Origin of the sequence: Polaromonas vacuolata (genome assembly GCF_012584515.1) — a bacterium.
In the GTDB taxonomy this organism is placed as follows: Bacteria; Pseudomonadota; Gammaproteobacteria; order Burkholderiales; family Burkholderiaceae_C; genus Polaromonas; species Polaromonas vacuolata.
Genome location: NZ_CP051461.1, coordinates 3,644,083 through 3,662,518, shown reverse-complemented (window position 1 = coordinate 3,662,518; position 18,436 = coordinate 3,644,083). Strand labels below are relative to the sequence as shown.

18 protein-coding genes and 1 pseudogene are annotated in these 18,436 nt (G+C 51.6%); 12 read left to right on the top strand and 7 right to left on the bottom strand.

Features of this window, described 5'->3' with window-relative positions:
- Positions 1-36: 36 nt before the first annotated feature.
- A complete protein-coding gene (locus tag HC248_RS16655) occupies positions 37-798 on the top strand; it encodes a transporter substrate-binding domain-containing protein (protein WP_202882395.1) in 762 nt (253 codons plus the stop codon).
- A 4-nt stretch (positions 799-802) separates the two neighbouring features.
- Here HC248_RS16655 and HC248_RS16650 read toward each other — a convergent pair whose 3' ends face one another.
- The 5 genes and pseudogenes from HC248_RS16650 to HC248_RS16630 all read right to left on the bottom strand — a co-directional run bounded on the left by HC248_RS16650 (position 803) and on the right by HC248_RS16630 (position 4,659).
- A complete protein-coding gene (locus HC248_RS16650; protein WP_272953656.1) occupies positions 803-1,138 on the bottom strand; it encodes a HepT-like ribonuclease domain-containing protein in 336 nt (111 codons plus the stop codon).
- 50 nt (positions 1,139-1,188) lie between these two features.
- Positions 1,189-1,479 (bottom strand): nucleotidyltransferase family protein, encoded by a 291-nt coding sequence (locus HC248_RS16645; RefSeq protein ID WP_168923455.1) that lies wholly within the window; start codon positions 1,477-1,479, stop codon positions 1,189-1,191.
- Between the two features lie 216 nt (positions 1,480-1,695).
- Entirely contained in the window at positions 1,696-3,054 is a 1,359-nt protein-coding gene (locus tag HC248_RS16640) for an NAD(P)H-dependent oxidoreductase (protein ID WP_168923454.1), read from the bottom strand.
- Positions 3,055-3,059: 5 nt separating this feature from the next.
- Complete coding sequence (locus HC248_RS16635; protein WP_168923453.1) at positions 3,060-3,941, bottom strand: phytanoyl-CoA dioxygenase family protein; 882 nt, start codon at positions 3,939-3,941, stop codon at positions 3,060-3,062.
- A gap of 27 nt (positions 3,942-3,968) precedes the next feature.
- Positions 3,969-4,659, bottom strand: a pseudogene (locus tag HC248_RS16630) (GntR family transcriptional regulator).
- Between the two features lie 277 nt (positions 4,660-4,936).
- On the opposite strand from HC248_RS16630, the gene HC248_RS16625 reads away from it, so the two are divergent.
- The 5 genes from HC248_RS16625 to HC248_RS16605 all read left to right on the top strand — a co-directional run bounded on the left by HC248_RS16625 (position 4,937) and on the right by HC248_RS16605 (position 10,388).
- Positions 4,937-5,965 (top strand): tetratricopeptide repeat protein, encoded by a 1,029-nt coding sequence (locus HC248_RS16625; RefSeq protein WP_168923452.1) that lies wholly within the window; start codon positions 4,937-4,939, stop codon positions 5,963-5,965.
- Between the two features lie 194 nt (positions 5,966-6,159).
- A complete protein-coding gene (locus HC248_RS16620; protein ID WP_168923451.1) occupies positions 6,160-7,986 on the top strand; it encodes an alkaline phosphatase in 1,827 nt (608 codons plus the stop codon).
- A gap of 22 nt (positions 7,987-8,008) precedes the next feature.
- On the top strand, positions 8,009-8,452 hold the full coding sequence (locus HC248_RS16615; protein WP_168923450.1) for a hypothetical protein: 444 nt from the start codon (positions 8,009-8,011) through the stop codon (positions 8,450-8,452).
- Between the two features lie 26 nt (positions 8,453-8,478).
- Positions 8,479-9,201 carry an ABC transporter ATP-binding protein gene (locus tag HC248_RS16610; RefSeq protein WP_168923449.1) on the top strand — a complete coding sequence of 241 codons (723 nt, stop codon included), beginning with the start codon at positions 8,479-8,481 and terminating at the stop codon, positions 9,199-9,201.
- On the top strand, positions 9,198-10,388 hold the full coding sequence (locus HC248_RS16605; RefSeq protein ID WP_168923448.1) for an ABC transporter permease: 1,191 nt from the start codon (positions 9,198-9,200) through the stop codon (positions 10,386-10,388). The genes HC248_RS16610 and HC248_RS16605 overlap by 4 nt, the downstream gene beginning before the upstream one ends.
- Before the next feature lie 18 nt (positions 10,389-10,406).
- Here the strand turns inward: HC248_RS16605 and HC248_RS17755 are convergent, their stop codons facing one another.
- A complete protein-coding gene (locus HC248_RS17755; protein WP_168923447.1) occupies positions 10,407-11,321 on the bottom strand; it encodes a demethoxyubiquinone hydroxylase family protein in 915 nt (304 codons plus the stop codon).
- Positions 11,318-11,710, bottom strand: coding sequence for a DUF4149 domain-containing protein (locus HC248_RS16595; protein ID WP_168923446.1), 393 nt, complete (start codon positions 11,708-11,710; stop codon positions 11,318-11,320). Before HC248_RS16595 ends, HC248_RS17755 begins: the two co-directional genes overlap by 4 nt.
- Before the next feature lie 438 nt (positions 11,711-12,148).
- On the opposite strand from HC248_RS16595, the gene HC248_RS16590 reads away from it, so the two are divergent.
- From HC248_RS16590 to HC248_RS16565, 6 genes are all read left to right on the top strand, one after another.
- Positions 12,149-12,952 (top strand): bacteriorhodopsin-like, encoded by an 804-nt coding sequence (locus HC248_RS16590; RefSeq protein WP_168923445.1) that lies wholly within the window; start codon positions 12,149-12,151, stop codon positions 12,950-12,952.
- Positions 12,953-13,024: 72 nt separating this feature from the next.
- Positions 13,025-13,966, top strand: a complete 942-nt coding sequence (locus HC248_RS16585) for a polyprenyl synthetase family protein (protein WP_168923444.1) — start codon at positions 13,025-13,027, stop codon at positions 13,964-13,966.
- Positions 13,963-15,453 carry a phytoene desaturase family protein gene (crtI, locus tag HC248_RS16580; protein ID WP_168923443.1) on the top strand — a complete coding sequence of 497 codons (1,491 nt, stop codon included), beginning with the start codon at positions 13,963-13,965 and terminating at the stop codon, positions 15,451-15,453. The genes HC248_RS16585 and crtI overlap by 4 nt, the downstream gene beginning before the upstream one ends.
- Positions 15,450-16,400: a phytoene/squalene synthase family protein gene (locus HC248_RS16575; RefSeq protein WP_168923442.1), complete on the top strand. Its 951-nt coding sequence runs from the start codon at positions 15,450-15,452 to the stop codon at positions 16,398-16,400. Before crtI ends, HC248_RS16575 begins: the two co-directional genes overlap by 4 nt.
- On the top strand, positions 16,390-17,547 hold the full coding sequence (locus HC248_RS16570; protein WP_168923441.1) for a lycopene cyclase family protein: 1,158 nt from the start codon (positions 16,390-16,392) through the stop codon (positions 17,545-17,547). The genes HC248_RS16575 and HC248_RS16570 overlap by 11 nt, the downstream gene beginning before the upstream one ends.
- Positions 17,544-18,428: a Brp/Blh family beta-carotene 15,15'-dioxygenase gene (locus tag HC248_RS16565; RefSeq protein WP_168923440.1), complete on the top strand. Its 885-nt coding sequence runs from the start codon at positions 17,544-17,546 to the stop codon at positions 18,426-18,428. Before HC248_RS16570 ends, HC248_RS16565 begins: the two co-directional genes overlap by 4 nt.
- The last annotated feature ends 8 nt before the right edge of the window (positions 18,429-18,436 follow it).

The following is an 18,436-nucleotide window of genomic DNA, read 5'->3' as shown; positions in this document are numbered from 1 at the left end:
ACCGACTGCTCAAACTAGCTGGCGTATGTTGTCCGTATGACGAACCCATTGTCTTTATCAGCGGCGATAGCTGCGCAGATTGCGCCTAGCGGCGTGCTGCGCGCAGCGATAAATCTAGGTAACCCGATACTCGCTAATACCGATGCGGCGACCGGTGTTCCCGTCGGTGTGTCGGTAGACTTAGCATGCGGCTTTGCGCGTCTGCTGGGTGTGGAGTTGGCGTTGCAAGTGTTTGACGGCGCAGCTAAGGCAGTTGACGCTGTTCGCAGCGGTGCAGCAGATATTGGCTTTTTTGCGATTGACCCGTTGCGCGGCGCAGGCATTACGTTTACCGCGCCCTATGTGCTGATCGAAGGCAGTTACATGGTGGCTGCAAGCTCAGGTTTGCAAAAAAACGAAGACGTTGATCAGGCTGACACCCGCATCGTCGTTGGTAAGGGTAGTGCCTACGATTTGTTTCTCACGCGGGAAATTAAACAAGCCAGTTTAGTGCGGGCCGCTACCTCGCAGGCCGTGGTCGATTTGTTTGTCGCCGAGCAAATGGAAGTGGCCGCCGGCGTGCGCCAACAACTGCTCGCTGATGCGAAACGTCTGCCCGGATTGCGTTTGCTGCCGGGACGCTTCATGGTGATAGAGCAGGCCATGGGTCTAGCCAAAAACCACAGCGATGACGCAGCGCGGGCGTTATTTGACTATGTTGAAGCGATGAAGAAAAACGGTTTTGTGCAGGAAGCGCTGGAGCGGCATGGTGTTAGCGGTGCGGTGCTGGCGCCGCTGTCCCAAAATTTAGACGCGTGATGGTTCAGATAATGTCTTTTGTCGTCATCTCGCTCTGAGCTTCCAATCGCAGTAAATTTGTCACTTGGACGTGTAACTCTGGCAGTTTGCGCGTAATCGTCTTCCATACTATTTCAAGATCAATGCTGAAATATCCATGCGATACAGCGTTGCGCATTTGGTAGGCAAAGGCCAAGGGCAATGAGGGATGCGAGCTCGTAAATTCCGGGTAACCGACTGCAATATTGTGACTGGCCTCGCCAATAATCTCGAAGTTGCGTATGACGGCGTCTTGCACCATTTCATTTTTAAGGAATATTTCTGGCTTGATATCGCTGGTGTAGCGATCTATGCATTCAATGGCTTTCAGTATGTGACCTAGGTAGTCAGCGAAACGTTGCTTGTCCCGACTTATATAGGCAGGGCCTGGGCAATAATTAAAGCCCGAAATTTTTCTGGTAAAGCTTTTGGGGTGAGCACATCTACCGGGACGCCGAGCAGAAGCAGTAGTTCATGGCGAATCGCGCCAATGTCAAACAGCGTGGTGTCCGGTGTTGGGTCTATCAAAATATCAAGGTCGCTGGTGTCAGTGTCTTCACCGCGAAGAACCGATCCAAAAACACGTGCATTGCATGCGCTGTGGGCCGCCACAATGCTGCGAATAGCGCTTCTATGTTTTTCTAAAGCTAAGGAAGGTTTCACGTTTTACCTCGCCGTTGGTTTGAATTTCTATCTCGCAATTGATTGGCTAAGAATTCTTGTGAATCATACTATCTGAGATTTTGGTTAAAAGGCTTGTGATTTTAATCAAATATATCCGGCTGGGTTTTGACCAAGTATGCATACAGCGTCTGAAAATGCAGCCAACCAAACCGGCTTTTTCTGCAGGCTCAGTCAGTCGGTTTAGTCAGCCCTTGTTTAGCCGACCTTACCCGGCGGCAAAGCAAACATGGCTTCCATTTCCATGCGGGTTTTATAAGCGTGCGTGCTGCTGTCCATGGCCACATCGTCCCAGCACAAACTCTGGCCTTTTTTGACCGCGCGCACCAGCTTGACTTGATGCGCCAAGCCCAACGGCAAGCCGCCCATGCGCTGTGAGGTTTGCGCCGGTAGCAGCTTGCCCCAGACGGTGTAGCCGCCTTCACCATCTAGCATGTCGCCGGGTTTGAGGTCGCGTTTGGCAGTGGCCACTACATCGGCATTCCAGCATGTCGCTACGCCGGTTGGCTCGCCGCGCAGCGCGACGCTGGCAACCGACATACCGACTTCTAAGCCGATTAAGTGCCAACGTTTATAAAGCGTGAAGTAGCGCCCGCTGGGGTCGGTGTGGGCGTTGTATTCTTCAAAACAGTTTTTGATGTAATCGGTTTCAGCTTCTACTGTGACCCACACGCCCATGCGAATGTCGTACGGAATTTTGCGCCCATTCGCCTCAAGTGATGAGATCACTTCGACCATGCCTTTGCGCTCTAGTACACCGCCTTCGGAGATGGGCCGAGTCACAAACGGAATATCTTCAACACTCGCCGGTGGATAAAGTAGACCGTTGCTGGGTACTGAAAGACCGGTGGCGTTAGCCACTGCGGTGGATTCAATCGACGGCTTGGAGCCGTCTAAAAAGCTGTTGAACATTTTTGGATTGAGTCCACCGCGCTCGGCTTGTTCCGGCGTCAGACCGTAGTTGGCCCAGACCGTTTCGGGTGTAGATTCACAAAAATGCGGCAGCCATTTATGCCCACGACCAGCGGCAACCACAGGAAAGCCGCAGGTTCTGGCCCAGTCAACTAAATCGCAAATTAACGCCGGTTGGTCGCCAAAAGCCATTGAATAAACGACACCTGAATCCTTGGCTTTGCGTGCTAGCAGTGGGCCGCAAAAGGCATCCGCTTCAACCGTGACATTGACCACATGCTTGCCGTGCGTAAAAGCCGTCAGGCAATGCTCGACCGCTGCAATCGGATTGCCAGTGCACTCCACAATAATGTCTATCAAACCGTGTGTAACTACTGCTCGCCAATCTTCGGTAATCCAAGTGGCACCCGTTTTGATGGCGTCTTCGGCAGATTTGGCTTGGGTTTGTATCGGGTCCCAACCGACTCTGGCTAAGTTGCTGCGTGCGGTGTCGGGTGAGAGGTCAGCAATCGCCACCAAATGCACGCCCGGTGTTCTGGGAATTTGCGCCAAGTACATAGAGCCGAATTTGCCCGCGCCAATCAGCCCAATACGAATCGGTTTTTTGTCGGCTGCGCGCTGCTGTAGTTTTGTATAAAGACTCATGATGCTTAAGCCGCTTTTCGCTCTGGATTGATTTCTTCTAAAGATGTTTTGAGCGCGCTGGCCGGCACGCCATCTTTCCATGGCAGGTCGACGGGATAGTCTTTCGTCAGACAGTCATCGGGCAGGCAAGTAATCGGTGTGAAGTCGCGGTGCGCGATGTATTCGGGCCGCTTGTGGCGACGAATGTGATTGCTGATGGCGCACAAACTAAGGTAGACGCTGACGCGGTTAAACGGCGAGAGGTTGCTGCCCGATGCGTGCACCAAGCAGGAGTGAAACAAAATCATCGAGCCGGCCGGACCCTTGGGGCTGACTATGCCGCCTTCTTTACCGCCGGCGCGCTGCACCAATTGGCGTATCAAATCGTTGTCTACTGTCCAGAGCGGGTAGCTGGTGGTGGTCAGGTCATGCTTGGCATTGACCACGCCTTTTTTGTGACTGCCGGGAATGAACATCAAGGGCCCGTTGTGCTCGGTGACTTCGTCCATAAAGATGGCCACATTCATGGCCCGCTCGGTCGGCATCATGTCGTCGTTCAACCAAGTGCCGTAGTCTTGGTGCCACTGCCAGACATCGCCTTCAAAAGCCATTTTCCCGTTGATTTTGAACTGGTGCATATACAGCGCTTCTCCGAGCAACTCTTCTACCGGCTCAATCATGCGCGGGTGGCGCGCTAGTTTTGCAAACGGCTCGCTATACATATGCGTTGCAAAATTAGTGCGCACCGCCGTCTTGCCTTTTTCGCGAATGTTGTAGTCCTCGTCGCGGCTATAGAGTTCGGGCACTGCGTCGTTCAGACTTTGGGTTTCTTCGGGTGTGAATAGGCCAGGGAAAAATAGATAGCCATCGCGGTCAAATTGGGCCAGTTGTTCGGTTGTGAGTTTCATGTCTTTGTCTCCGTCTTTTTTAAGGGTTTAACCGTTTGCCGAAAGCCCGTTGGGCCCGGTCATGGCCTGCGTCATTTGGCGCGCTAAATTGCGGCCTGCGTCTTCGCTGTGCTCGCGAATGAGTTTTTCGGCCAGATCTTCTTGACCCGCCGCAATCGCTGCTGCGATGGCTTCATCGCTCGTCCCAAATGGATTCCCGCATGCTTGAGAGTTGAAGTACCGCGCCCATAGCGCGGCGTATGTGTTGCCAGTGCAGTTGTGCGCTTTGCGCGATCAAGGGATTGCCAGAGGCGGCGTAAATCGCCGCATGAAACTGTGCATCCGCACTCATCATGGCGCTGATGTTTTTGCCGCGTGCAGCCGAACGGCCTTTGCTAATGAGCGTGGGTGCAAGCTTAAAGCGCGCCTTAGCCGCCAGCCGTGCGGCGAGTGAGTCGAGCGCGCTGCGTACTTGGTAGATGTGCATCATCCAATCCACGTCCAAGGGTGCGACGAGTACGCCGCGGCCGGGTGCGTCGAGCACAAAACCATCTTTTTTAAGTAAGCGCAATGCTTGCAACACGGGTTGGCGCGAGACCGCCAATTGCGCGGCAATATCTTCTTGGGTGATGCGCGAGCCCGGCGCCATTTTGCCCTCGCTAATAGCGTCTAGTAAGGTGCGGTAAACCTGGTCAACCAGATCTGGCGTGGCTTGAATTTTGGTCAGTGAGGTAGTCATAGTCTGTATACAGTATGCGGATATTTACAGCTGATGCAACAGGGTTTTCCGCAGGTCCGCTACTAGCTTGGTCGCTGAGCAGGTTGATAAAAAAGCTATCGACTGTAGATCATGGAAAATGCGTTTTCAGCATTTGCAATTAGCTGTGTCGTCAAGATTCGGGCCTAGGTGACTCTAAAATTGCATCTGCCTGGTAAAGCGTTCTGCTTGCCCTCTTGTATTTGGTTGGGACGCCACAACCTCACAGCTTCAAGCTCTTTGTCCAAAGGTAAACACCATGAACTCCAGCACATTTATTCGAAAATTTTTTCAGTTGCTTGCGCTTGCGCTTGCTTTGGCGCTCAGCGCTGGCTTGGCGATGGCGCAGTCTGAGCCCAGCATGAATCAGATTTATGCGGCGGCTAAAGAGGGCAAGTTAGACTCCGCTCAGGTCATGATTCAGCAGGTGTTGGTGGCTCATCCCAATAGCGGCAAGGCGTATTTCGTGCGCGCTGAGTTGTACTCGCGTCAGGGCAAGATGGAGTTGACCCGTGAGTCCTTAGCCAGTGCCGAGCGGCTCTCGCCTGGCTTGAAGTTTGCAACGCCTGAGTCGCTCTCTAGCTTGCGCGCACAAATCGCTGGTAATGCCGTACCCAGAACGGTTGCGCCTCAAAACGTGAATGCGGCAAGGCCGTTTGCGCAAGCGGCCGCGCCAGCTGCCACACAATCTTGGGTATTGCCCTTGCTACTTGCCGGCGGCGTGATAGTGGCGGCATTTTTCTTTTTTAGACGGCGTGATCAAGCTGCGCAAAATCAAGCGCCCGGTTATGTCGGTGGTGGAAATTCACAAGGCAATTTTCCACAAAACGGTTTCCCACCAAATACTGGATTGCAAAATGGGTTTCCCCAAAATAACAATCAACCGAATGGTTTGAGTGGTGTGCAAACCTTTGGCAACGGCCCGCAAAACGGCTATCCACAGCAAGGGAATTTTCAAGGCAATCCTCAGGGCAATTACCCACAAGGCAACTATCCCCAAGGCGGCTATCCGCAGCAACCGGGTAGTGGCATGGGCGGGCGCATCATGGGCGGTGTCGCTACTGGTTTGGCCGTGGGTGCTGGCGTTATGGCAGCACAAGCTATCGGTAAAAGCTTGACGGGTGAACATGCTGCGGCGGCTGCGCCAGCACCAGCGGTTGATAACAACTATCAAGCCGGCAATAGCAACCAGAATATGGGCGGCGATAACTTCGGTATTAATGACTCCAGCTCTTGGGATGACGGCGGCGGCGACATGGGCGGCGGTGGCGGCGACTGGGATAGCTAATGTCGATTTAAATTTTTTCTTTAGAACAAAGAAGAAACAAACTAAAAATCCAATAAAACTCTGGGCGATGAAAATGTCACGCGATTGACATTTTCGTCTGGCAATATTCCGGCAGGTCACAACTTGACCCAATTACAAGCGACTTTTCGGTCAGTCGTTTGTAAAAAATCAAAGCCGAGCCACACCCAGACACCATGAAAAAAATCCACAGCTTTGCGCGTTTTGCGGCAACTTCACTTGCCTTGGGCTTGACCCTCGCGGGTCACTCATCAGTTTTTGCCCAAGCTATTTTTCCAATTGACCGCGCTGCTATTTTGGCTGGCAGCAAGTTCGATTTCAAAGTTGAATTCGACAGAGTCGTCGATGCGGCCAAAACTCGCATCAGCATTAACGGCATAGATGCGGCCAAAGTTTTAGGCGCTGAGCCGCAGTTCATCTTCAATGAAGACGGTAAAAAAGTTTCCTCTTTCGTATTGCCCGGCGTCATGCTGGACAAGCCTGGCAGCTACGACGTAGTGGCAGTTAGCGGCAACGCACGCATGCAAGTGACGTGGGAGGTTTACGCCACCGGTCCGCGTAAAGCTAAAAACGTTATTCTTTTTATCGGTGACGGCATGACAGTGGCCAACCGCACTGCGGCGCGTATTTTGTCCAAAGGTATAAAAGAAGGTAAATACCTAGGGCGTTTGTCTTTTGATGATATGAGCAATATGGCTTTGGTTGGCACCTCGGGTGTTGACTCCATCATCACTGATTCGGCCAACTCCATGAGTGCCTACACCACCGGTCATAAAACCAGCGTCAATGCGCTGGGTGTTTATGTCAGCCGCGCCAAGGATAATTTGGCTCACCCAAAAGTCGAGACGATTACCGAGCTGATTAAGCGCAAAACGAATATGGCTGTGGGCATTGTTAGCGATGCAGAAGTTGAAGACGCCACACCCGCCGGCATGGTCGCCCACACGCGTCGTCGCGCTGACAAAGACATCATTGCCGAGCAGTTATTTTTTAGTCGCGCTGATGTCATCATGGGCGGCGGGTCCGCCTACTTTTTACCGCAGACCACTCCGGGCTCTAAACGCAAAGACACAAATAATCTGATCGATCTTTTTAAGCTCGACGATTACGCTTTTGCCAGTACGGATAAAGAGATGAAGCAAGCCGCAGCCAATCCCAAAACGCGAAAGTTGTTGGGCTTGTTTCATCCAGAAAATATGGACGGCGCATTAGACCGGCACTTTCTTAAAAAAGGCACGGTGCCGCAGTTTCCAGAGCAGCCCGATTTGGCTGACATGACGCGTACCGCGATTGAAGTTTTATCGCGCAATCCGAACGGATTTGTGCTCATGGTCGAAGCCGGTTTGATTGATAAATTTAATCACCCACTGGACTGGGAACGCAGTGTTTACGACACCATCATGCTAAGCAATGCGGTGCAGGTAGCGAAAGATTTCGCCGCTAAAAATAACGACACTTTCATCATGGTCACGCCCGACCATACGCATGGTGCGTCAATCGTTGGCACCATAGATGACAACAAGCCCGGTACTGAGATGCGCAATAAAGTCGGTGTTTATGCTGATGCAGGCTACCCAAACTATCCCAAAGCAAACAAAGACGGTTACCCAGAAAAAGTCGATGTGTCTAAACGCTTGGCTTTTTTCTACGGCAATACGCCCGACTACTACGAGACCTTTCAGCCCAAAATGAATGATCCGTTTGTGCCGGCTATCAAGCTGACTAAAGACGGTCCTTATGTCGCCAACCCGGCGTACAAAGATGTTCCTGGCGCAGTGCTGCGCACCGGCATATTGCCGCAGTCGGCAGACACCGGAACGCATACCGCAGATGACGGCGTGTTGTCGGCAATGGGTCCAGGCTCAGAGCGAATTCATGGCTTTATGGATAACACGGAAATTTTCCGCGCTATGGCAGATAGTCTTGGATTGGCGGCTAATGCCAACAGTACAAAAATGGTAAAAGCGTCAAAAGTTGTAAAGCCTGTAACTGCTGCAAAGTAAAAAACTTTTTATTGGTTTTGTTATGACAATTGAACGCCGTGAATTTCTTCTTTCTGCCGCTATTCCATTACTGACTTTTGCACCTTTTGCGAAGGCAGCAGAGAGTCTTAAATTTGCAGAACTCTACAAATCAAGAACCGTGATGGGCATGGCGTTTGCAGATCGCACCTTGCAGCTCGCGGGTAAGCCGGTAGATTTAGCGGGCTATATGGCGCCGCCGCTCAAGCCAGAAGCTAACTTTTTTGTACTTACCCGCACGCCCGTATCGGTTTGTCCGTTTTGTGATTCTGATGCGGACTGGCCAGCAGATATCGTCGTGGTGTATGTGAAAAAGGCCGGCAGCTTTTTGCAAGACGGCTCTGCAGTCAGCGTTTCTGGTGTTTTGCAGACCGGCTCTAAAACCGATACTGATACGGGTTTTGTGAGCCAGTTGCGAATTATTGATGCAGTCGTGAAACGACTTTAATTTTCTTTTTAGGCTTTAGCGTTTTTATGGGTATTGATTTATTGGTGCGTAATTTACGTATTGATTTGCCAGCGCAGTTAGCTACAAGTAGTTTTGAAAAAAATAAATCGCCAGAAAATTCGCGTTTGCTTTTTAGTCTGGAGCGACTCTCAATTGCTTCTGGCGAAAGTCTTGCGCTGTGCGGCCCATCAGGTTCTGGCAAAACCACTTTACTGAATGTATTGGCCGGACTGCAACGGCATGCGGCTGCAAAAGTGGTTTGGAGCGATGCGCATCACACGCATGATTTGATGCAGCTAAGTGGTGCGGCCGCAGACCGCTGGCGTTTGCATCACGCCGGTTTGGTGTTCCAGCAGTTTGAGATTTTTACCAGCATGTCGGCGCTGGAAAACGTCATCTCACCTTATCGCTTTGACCATTGGCGCTGCCCTCAAGCGGCACGCGCAAGAGCGCTGGATTTGTTGGTGCAGTTTGCAATTCCCGCTACTGCTATGGCTGGCACCTTGTCCCGCGGTGAGCAGCAAAGAGTTGCGATTGCACGCGCGCTGGTACGCTTGCCGCAGGTCGTGTTTGCCGATGAGCCGACAGCGAGCCTAGACCCCGCTACCGCAAAGCGCGTGATGGATGTATTGCTAGCGACCTGCGCAGCAAATGCGGTCACGCTTATCGTCGCTACGCACGACAGCGCTTTATTGCAGCGTTTTAGCCGTGTGCTGAAGTTACAAAATGCGCAACTGGTGAACGCATGAATCCGTTTCCTTTTGTCGTCGCCGAATGGCGTCATGCCCGCGGCGTACTTATTGCCATGGCCTTGTTAATTGCGATTGCTTCGGCGATTAGTTTGGGTGTGACGTCACTAGAGCGAGCGTTGCGCACGGCTTCGGCAAATGCGGCCGGGCGCTTTGATTTAATTATTGGTGCGGCAGGCAGCCAAACCCAATTGGTGCTGACCACGGTTTATCTACAACCCGCAGCCTTAAAGCTAATGCCCGCTACTGTGTTGGCGCAGCTGCGCGCCGACCCCGGTGTGGTGTTTGCCGAACCGGTTGTGACGGGTGACTCGTATGCCGGCTTTTCAATAGTTGGCACTAGCGCCGCATTAGCCAGTGATCATGGCCGATTGCTATTGTCTAGTGGGCGTTGGTTTGCGGGCATGCAAGAGGCAGTGGCAGGCTCAGCAACTACGCTCAAGATTGGTGAAAGCTACACACCGCTGCACGGCAGTGCTAGCGATAATTTGATTGAAGCGCATGCGCATGACGGCCAACGCGTCGTCATTGTTGGCCGTGCAGCCGCTACTGGCACGCCTTGGGATAAGGCCATCATCGTGCCTTATGAGGCGGTGTTAGCACTGCATGAGGTAAAGGTCGGCGTAGCGCCAAAACACGCGCTGCCAGCGCTTGGATTGCCGGCTATTGTGGTGAAACCGCGCAGCATCATGGATGCTTACCGTTTGCGAAATGTCTATCGTAATTCAGAGACCACTGCGGTGTTTCCGGCTGAGACTTTGACGCGGCTTTATCAGACACTGGGCGACGTACGTGCGCTAGCTTTGTGGATTGCAGGCGCTGGTCAGTCCTTGGTGTTGGCTGCGGTTTTACTGGGTTTATATGCCAGTCTTAGCGCGCGGGCGCAAAGTTTGATTTCGCTGCGGGCGATTGGCGCTGGGCCCTTATTTGTCTGGCTTACTTTGTGGCTGCAAGTGTTGGGAATTTTGCTGGTCGGCGCGCTACTCGGTTTGCTAGGCGGTTGGTTGTTGGCTTTTGCGGGTGCTGGTGTATTGTCAAATCGACTAGGTTTGTTGTTAACGGCTGAGTTAACGCGAGAAGATTTGTTGCCACTGGTTTGGATGTTGGCGGCTGGAACAGTGGCCTCTGCTGGGGTAGCGTGGCGGGCTTATGTCAAAGCGCCGGCGCAAGCAATGCGCAGCGGCTAAAACGCCAATCTGCAAGCTCTAAAGCTTGTGCGCCAGTTTGACTGCGATGTGTGAGCCTTTTTCCACCACGGCGCACCAGTACTTTGTGAATCTCCCCGGTGGGTTGGCGAGTTCTGCTTGTGCCTCGTGGCGGTGATCGGACTCATCGGCTTTGAAATCAATCAGCGTCATACGCAAGGTGACGAATTCATCGCGTCCGGCTAATTTATTAATTTGCAATTGGTAGTGTTGTTCGACGAAAGATTCAACCGCTTCAATCGTTGCAAATACCGCTGTTGCACCAAATAGTGAAGGCAGGGCGCCCGTCAAAAAACCCGCTAGCCGCCATGCCGGTAGCAAAAGGCTGCGCTTGAGTGGCGGCAGCAGTGAGCGCATTTCTTGCAAATGGGTTTTTTCTATCGCTAAGTGGCGCTTGGCAAAAGCTCTGACTTTTCTATTTGGCGAGGTGCAAAGAATACCGTAGTAAATCCAAACCGCACCGGTTTCGCCAGCATGGTCAGAGCGCAGATCAGCCAGCATGTCAGCGGGCAGATGGGTGGTGTCAAATAGCCTCACACCGCGTTGCATAGCCGGCCTTATGCGCAAAAATCCGGTGTAGAAAACTTCTAGCACTGGGGTCATGCCGGGCAGGGATCCGAAGCGTCCCAGCCAGCGCCAGCCGGGCAGCGTCAGCCATAGTGCGACAAAAGCGGCGGCGCCGCTGAGCATGCTGCCATCAGCGCGGCGTACATGAAAACGCGCTAAATAGTCAGAGCGATTTCTACCGCCGCACGGGTCTAGTGCGGTTTGCTCGTCGCTGACATCCATCCAAGTAATCGGTTTTAGAGGCTTTAGGTCGCGGTAGACGCCGACTTCGCGCCGGCATAGTGGACAGGCCCCATCGAACATGACGGTCAGTTGTGGCTCTGTGGGAGTAGTGTTTTCTGGTTTCATTGACGTATGCTCACGACAATAATAGTGATGAAAAAAATCAGCTGCAACATATTTAAGGCTACGCTGAGCCAGTGCAACAAGTTAAAAGCGCGCATTCTTTTTTCATCCCTGGCGCGGTTTACCTGCGGTGTGATCCAGCCCATAGAAAAGAAAAATACTAATGCACAAACTGCCAAGCTAGCTTGCGCGGCAATGCCGCTTGCCAGTATTGCGGCTAAGACTGTAGTCGCACCAAGAAATGCATAGTACTTAGGGAAAAAAGCCCGGACATATTTTGCGGCCCATTCGGGTGGCAATATCTTGAAGATGCCAGGCGCTACAGCTACCGAGAAAAACAGCATGATGCCGATATTTGCAGCAACAAGAAAACTAGAAATTTGCGCAGTCATAACTTGCCAATGTGACAATTAATTTCAATCGGCTGTGATGTGAAATTTATTTTTAGCCAGAAAATACTGGTTTACTTATTTTGACCAGTTGCTAATTTTCTTGTGCCAACAATGGCATTACCCTAGCAATGGGTCGATAAATCTTGCTTACTAATAGGCAAATAAAAGCACTTAATAAGTAAACATATTAATTAAATTTTTAATAACAAATAATTAAAAAAACTATTTTGACTGTATTGCAGCGCAGCAAAGTGTTGATGCTTTACATAACCTTCATATCCGGTCGTGATTGTCAAGCAAGAAATGTGAAGATTTAAATCGCTAGGTTTACACTTGCGTCACATGGTTAGTCTGGACATTGATCACTGAAACCATGGCAGGTGGAAATTTCGAAAGTTTTTCCTTTTTAACCAGTCATGCTACTTCAGGGAGACCCGCATGATCACGTCAATATTTAAATCCGCAGTCAGTAAAATCAGTGCCTCTGGCGCTGTTCTGGCACTCGCTTCTAACCACGCTTTTGCAGCTACCAGTACGCCACTCAAGCAAGACGACTTCGTCGGAATTTCTTTCTGGATCATCTCAATGGCGCTAGTCGCCGCAACAGTATTTTTCTTTCTAGAGCGCGACCGCGTTTCGCCGAAGTGGAAAACTTCTTTGACCGTTTCTGGTCTGGTGACCCTAGTCGCTGCAGTGCATTATTTTTATATGCGCGACGTCTGGGTTTCTACCGGCGCGACACCTACCGTGTTTCGCTACATTGACTGGCTCATCACAGTGCCGCTGCTCATGATTGAGTTTTACCTCATCTTGTCGGCCATCACCAAAGTACCTGTAGGCGTCTTCTGGCGTCTCATGATTGGTACTTTGGTTATGCTGATTGGTGGCTATTTAGGCGAAGCCGGTTATATGTCCGTGTGGCCTGCATTCATCATTGGTATGCTCGGTTGGGCTTACATTCTGTATGAGATCTTCATGGGTCAAGCCAGCCAGATCAATGCAAAGTCTGCACCACCGTCTGTTCAATCGGCTTTCAAAACCATGCGTTTGATCGTCACGATTGGCTGGGCAATTTATCCACTCGGTTATTTCTTCGGCTACCTCACCGGCAGCAGCCCAGCTAACAGCGCAAATGCACTCAACATCATCTACAACTTTGCCGATGTGCTGAACAAAATTGCGTTTGGTTTGATCATCTGGACAGTTGCAGTGAGCGAATCCGAAAGCTCGGCTAAGAAGTAAATCGCTTTGTTTGACCTGGACTAACTAGTCCGATGTCTTAAGTCAGTAATTTGCTTTCTAAGGAGCATTTCCATGCAAACACTGTCTTATCTACGACCGGTCTTAGCGAGTCGGGTCACCAGTCAATCATTGGCTGAGTTAGAGCGTGAAATGTTAGCCATTGTTTCTACTGGCGATGCGTTTGACTCTCTTGCTCCCTGCCAAGCTGTCGCGGCTGCCAGTTACCACCTTGGTTCTGGCGGCCAGCGTGTCAGGGCTAGATTGGCCTTGCACGCTGGCAGTTGTTTGAGCCTAACGGCTAAAGACGCAATGACTTTGGCGGCAGCTTGTGAGCTGCTGCACAACGCTTCATTAGTTCATGACGATATCCATGACCGCGACACGCATAGGCGCGGTCAACCCAGTGTTTGGTATAAGTTTGGTGATGAAATTGCCATCTGTGCAGGCGACTTAATGCTCTCTGCTTCCTACCTGTGTCTTTCACAGTTTGGCCGTGTGGCTAAGCTGCCAGAACTTTTTGCGCTCATGCATGCCCGTGTCGCTAGCGCGGTTCGTGGTCAGTGCGTAGACCTTAAACGTCCTAGGCGCAGCGTCTTGAGTATTGATGAATATAAAAAAATAGCCGTGGCTAAATCGGGCGCACTGCTGAGTCTTCCTACCGAGTTGGCCTTGCTCGCTGCTGGCCACAGTCATGCGTTGGGCTTGGCCAGGCAAGCGGCTGAATCGTTTGCGATTGGCTACCAAATTTATGATGATTTGCAGGACGTTGAAAAAGACGCTGCACGCAATTTGCAAAAGAACGAGAAATCCAACAGCAACACCAGTGCTTGCAATATCGTTTTGATTTTGCAAGCTGACTCGGCCTACTCTCGGCCTAGAGATGAGGCCAAAAAAATCGGTTTGCAACATCTTTTGCAGGCCGCATCCAGCAGTACCAAGCTTCCGGCGCGAGTTGGCGAAGCGATTCACACCATGGCCATGGCGCTGCACGAAAAATTGAGAATTCAGGAATGAAAGCTATCGTTATCGGTGCAGGTTTTGGCGGTATTGCCGCAGCTCTGAGGTTGCGTGCAAAAGGTTATGAAGTCTGCTTGCTAGACCGCTGCGCAGCGCTAGGCGGCCGCGCGCAAGTGTTTGAGAAAAACGGCTTTCGCCATGATGCTGGCCCAACCGTTATCACCGCACCATTTCTTTTCGAGGAGCTGTTTGCATTGTTCGGCGAGAAAATGTCAGAGCACATCAAACTGGTTCCACTAAAGCCTTGGTATCGTTTTTATTTTGCGGATAAAACCACTTTTAACTACGGTGGTACCTTAGAAGAAACCTTGGCCGAAATTGCGCGTATTGAGCCTGATGACTGCCAAGGTTATAAAGCTTTATTGGCGCAGTCCAAACGCATTTTTGACGTTGGCTTTACCGAGTTGTCGGCCACCCCATTTCATCGTTTTATGACTATGGTCAAGCAGATTCCGCGTTTGATCGGACTGCGCAGCCACACAACGGTTTGGCAGTTAGTCTCACGCTATTTGAAAAATCCAAAACTCCGTCAGGCTTTTTCAATACAGCCTTTGTTAGTCGGCGGTAATCCATTTGACACGACTAGTATTTACGGCCTGATTCACTACCTTGAGCGCGCGTGGGGCGTGCATTTCGCCATGGGCGGCACAGGTGCAATCACGCGCGCTTTGGGTGAGTTGATGGTACGCCAAGGCATTGAGGTAAAACTCTCCACCACAGTCGCTAAAATCAATATTACTAACGGCGTTGCTAACGGTGTACGGTTTGAAGATGGTAGTGTGATGGCGGCCGATGTCGTGGTCTCTAATGCCGACCCAGCACATCTTTATGGCGCAATGATTAAGCCCAGTGAGCAGGCTTTAGCGAGTCGCGCAAAATTAGCTGTTGCAGAGTTTTCAATGGGTTTATTCGTGCTTTATTTCGGCACCACACGCCAATACCCAGAGGTTGCGCACCACACTATTTGGATGGGTGAGCGCTATCGTGAGTTACTCAGCGATATTTTTCACGACAAAATTTTGTCTGAAGATTTCTCACTTTACCTGCACCGTCCCACCGCAACCGATGCCTCTTTCGCGCCCAGTGGTTGCGACAGTTTTTATGTGCTCTGTCCAGTGCCGAATTTATTGGGAAAAGTCGATTGGGATGTGGAAGGGCCAAGGCTACAAAAACGCATAGTAGCGGCCTTAGACAAAACTATTTTGCCCGGCTTAACGCACTGCATCACCGCCGACTTTTATATGACGCCGGAAAATTTCAAAACTGATTACTTAAGCGCGCATGGTGCGGGTTTTTCAGTCTCGCCCTTATTTCGGCAGTCAGCTTGGTTTCGCTTTCACAACCGCGCCGAGGGAATTAAAAATCTGTTTTTAGTCGGCGCTGGAACCCATCCTGGCGCCGGCCTTCCCGGTGTTTTGTGTTCGGCCAAAGTGTTAGATGCGTTGCTGCCTGAGGTGATGAATAAATCTGGAGTCAGTGCATGACGTCTGGCCCGCAAGTCACAGCGCTGGCGGCTGCCGACAAAGTGTTGGCTAGCAAGGGCCGCAGCTTTCACTGGGCTCGACGACTGCTCTCGCCGCTGCATGCTGGGCGTGCGACGCGGCTGTACAGCTTTTGCCGCTATATCGACGATCTGGCGGATGAGGCCAGTTCGGTGGAATCGGCGCAGGCCAATCTCACCTTAGTTTCACAGGCAATAGTCAACGGTTATTCAACTGACCTGGTGGTAGCTGACGGTATTGCATTAATGCAGGAATGCTGCATAGAGCCGGCTGTCTTTCATGAATTAATTGCGGGCATGGTCTCTGACCTTGGGCTGGTGCGCATCAAGGACGAGGATGAGTTGCTGCGCTACTGCTACCGCGTCGCTGGCACGGTAGGTTTGATGATGTGCAAAGTTTTAGATACGCAAAACCCCCGCGCTCTGGCGCATGCGGTTGACTTGGGTATTGCCATGCAGCTGACGAATATTTGCCGCGACATCAGTGCCGATGCAATGGTGGGACGGCGCTATATTCCAGCTTGCTTAATCGGAGAAATTCAGCCTGATGCACTGGTCATGCCGGCGCCCGATCTACATCCAAAGCTGCAAAATTGCGTCGCCCATCTACTGACTATCGCTGACCGTTATTACCGCAGTGGTGAGCAAGGTTTGGCGTATCTGCCCGCCGGTGCGCGCAGCTCCATATTGGCGGCAGCCAGGGTCTACCGCGCTATCGGCAGTGGCTTGCGTGCGCGTGATAACGCCTATTGGCGTGGCCGCGTGATCGTGCCAACTCGGGTTAAATTAATGGTCACTGCCGGCGCACTTTTAAGTGTGCCTTTGCGCCCTTCTTTTTGGATACCATTTAGCCCGCATGATGACAGCTTGCATCATGCGTTGACTGGTTTGCTCGGGCTCTCGTCGTTGTCTGCGGTACATGCAAGATGAGTTTGACCTGATTATTTTAGGCGCTGGTTGTGCTGGGCTTAGCCTTGCAATGGCGCTTGCAAAAGCTGGAAAAGCCTGTCCGCGCACTTTAATTTTAGAAGCCCGTAGCAGTTATCAAAATGACCGCAGTTGGTGTTTTTGGGCCAATGCCGATTCAGCGGTTTTGCCGCAGCATCAGTGGCCACAACTGCGACTCATGGCGGGCGATAAAAGTGTGCGTATTGACAGCAGCAAGCGGCCTTACCAAATGTTAAAGGCGGAAAATTTTTATGCCCGAGCGCAGGCTTTAATAAAAGCCAGTGAAAACATCACGCTCAGATTGGGCGAAGCTATTACATCTGAGCCACAAAAAAATAATCGCCACTGGCAGGTGCAAACTGCGGCTGGTCAAGTGAGTGCGCCGCTCTTGGTCGACACCCGCAGCATGCTAAAACCAACGCTGGGCGGTGCGGTTTTATGGCAATCGTTTTACGGTTTGGAAATCGAATGCGAGCAGTCTGTGTTTGATACCAGCTGCGTCGATTTAATGAATTTTTTGCCAGCTGATTCAACGCAAGTGGAATTTGTTTATGTGCTGCCTTTGTCTGCCACACGCGCGCTGATTGAGCTTACTGTTTTTGGTCAAGAACCGTTATTACCCATAGCATTAACGCAGCAACTCGATGCCGCCCTTCTTGCGCGCTGCGGCGCTGCAAAATTTCAGGTAATTCGCCGCGAGCACGGTATTTTGCCAATGGGACTGAAGCCAACTGCGCAGGGCCTTGACGCCAGTCGAGTGCAAGTCGGTGTGATGGCTGGTGCGGCTAGGCCTAGTACTGGTTATGCATTTAGGCGCATAGAGCGCTGGGCTGCTGAATGCGCGCGCGCACTGCTCGATGTCTCTGGCCCTAAGCTGGTGGGCCACACGCCAGACCCCTTGATAATCAGACTCATGGACAAGCTTTTTTTACAAGTGCTTAAAGCCGAGCCGCAGTGCGGCGCTGCGCTTTTCATGTCGATGTTTGGCAAAGCCAAGCCTGAGCGTTTGATACGTTTTCTCAGCGGTGAAGCTAGGTTTACTGATTGCTTGGCAGTGATCGCAGCCTGTCCTTATTTGCCTTTTCTGCGCGCGCTGAGTCGGCTAGTTATTGCTCGGCCTAAGCCATGAAAAAAGTCGCTGTGATTCGTTTGCAGGGATTGATTTTTTGCAGTCTCACCGCCGCGCTGGTGCTGGCGGGCGTATCGCTTGCGCCGTTACCTGCGACCGTGCAACTGCTGCTCTTAGCGCTGGCTATAGTGATTTTTGGTGTGCCCCACGGTGCGCTGGATCCGATGTTGGCGGCTAGGCTTTATCCGCTTAAATCTCCGCTTGCTTGGGTTTCATTTGTGTTGGTTTATCTACTGCTGGCGGCCGCTGTTGTGCTGCTATGGTGGCTAGCGCCCGTATTTTTTTTAGTCGCTTTTTTAGTGGTTTCAGCAGCGCATTTTTCGGGCGATCCGGTGGGCAAAAAACCGTGGTGGTTTCGTTTTTTATATGGCGGTGCAGTACTTGTCTTGCCAGCGCTTTTGCATGCCGCGCAAGTAGCCGAGTTGTTTTCTTTTTTGATTAATCCCAGCGCTGCGAATACGTTAGCAGATGGTCTGCATCTGCTTGCTTGGCCTTGGTTGCTGGCCGCGTTAGTCGCTGGCGCGCTGCAAGTGCGTGCGGATTGGCTGGCTAGTTTAGAGCTGCTTTGCGTCGCCGCATTGGCCACATTAATCAGCCCACTGTCGGCATTTACACTGTTTTTTTGCGCCATGCATGGCGCGCGTCATGTGCTCAGGGTCAAAGCATTTTCTGCTGATGCCAGTTTTTCTAGCTTGCTGCGTGTGGCGGCGCCGCCGATGTTGGCGTTGACAGTTGGTGCAGCGCTGGCTTGGCAATGGATGCCAGAAGTATCCGTTTCAGCGCGCGTAGTGCAACTGCTGTTTGTCGCCTTAGCTGCGCTGACGGTGCCGCATATGTGTTTGGTGGAACGGGTTAGATTTGGCGGCTGGGTTGGCTCTTAGCTGCTTTG

Coding starts and splice junctions, on each gene's coding strand:
- HC248_RS16590 (WP_168923445.1), top strand. CDS start 12,149: ATGATCACGTCAATATTTAAATCCGCAGTCAGTAAAATCAGTGCCTCT.
- HC248_RS16575 (WP_168923442.1), top strand. CDS start 15,450: ATGACGTCTGGCCCGCAAGTCACAGCGCTGGCGGCTGCCGACAAAGTG.
- HC248_RS16605 (WP_168923448.1), top strand. CDS start 9,198: ATGAATCCGTTTCCTTTTGTCGTCGCCGAATGGCGTCATGCCCGCGGC.
- HC248_RS16625 (WP_168923452.1), top strand. CDS start 4,937: ATGAACTCCAGCACATTTATTCGAAAATTTTTTCAGTTGCTTGCGCTT.
- HC248_RS16615 (WP_168923450.1), top strand. CDS start 8,009: ATGACAATTGAACGCCGTGAATTTCTTCTTTCTGCCGCTATTCCATTA.
- HC248_RS16635 (WP_168923453.1), bottom strand. CDS start 3,941: ATGAAACTCACAACCGAACAACTGGCCCAATTTGACCGCGATGGCTAT.
- crtI (WP_168923443.1), top strand. CDS start 13,963: ATGAAAGCTATCGTTATCGGTGCAGGTTTTGGCGGTATTGCCGCAGCT.
- HC248_RS16565 (WP_168923440.1), top strand. CDS start 17,544: ATGAAAAAAGTCGCTGTGATTCGTTTGCAGGGATTGATTTTTTGCAGT.
- HC248_RS16620 (WP_168923451.1), top strand. CDS start 6,160: ATGAAAAAAATCCACAGCTTTGCGCGTTTTGCGGCAACTTCACTTGCC.
- HC248_RS16570 (WP_168923441.1), top strand. CDS start 16,390: ATGCAAGATGAGTTTGACCTGATTATTTTAGGCGCTGGTTGTGCTGGG.
- HC248_RS16595 (WP_168923446.1), bottom strand. CDS start 11,710: ATGACTGCGCAAATTTCTAGTTTTCTTGTTGCTGCAAATATCGGCATC.
- HC248_RS17755 (WP_168923447.1), bottom strand. CDS start 11,321: ATGAAACCAGAAAACACTACTCCCACAGAGCCACAACTGACCGTCATG.
- HC248_RS16610 (WP_168923449.1), top strand. CDS start 8,479: ATGGGTATTGATTTATTGGTGCGTAATTTACGTATTGATTTGCCAGCG.
- HC248_RS16640 (WP_168923454.1), bottom strand. CDS start 3,054: ATGAGTCTTTATACAAAACTACAGCAGCGCGCAGCCGACAAAAAACCG.
- HC248_RS16655 (WP_202882395.1), top strand. CDS start 37: ATGACGAACCCATTGTCTTTATCAGCGGCGATAGCTGCGCAGATTGCG.
- HC248_RS16585 (WP_168923444.1), top strand. CDS start 13,025: ATGCAAACACTGTCTTATCTACGACCGGTCTTAGCGAGTCGGGTCACC.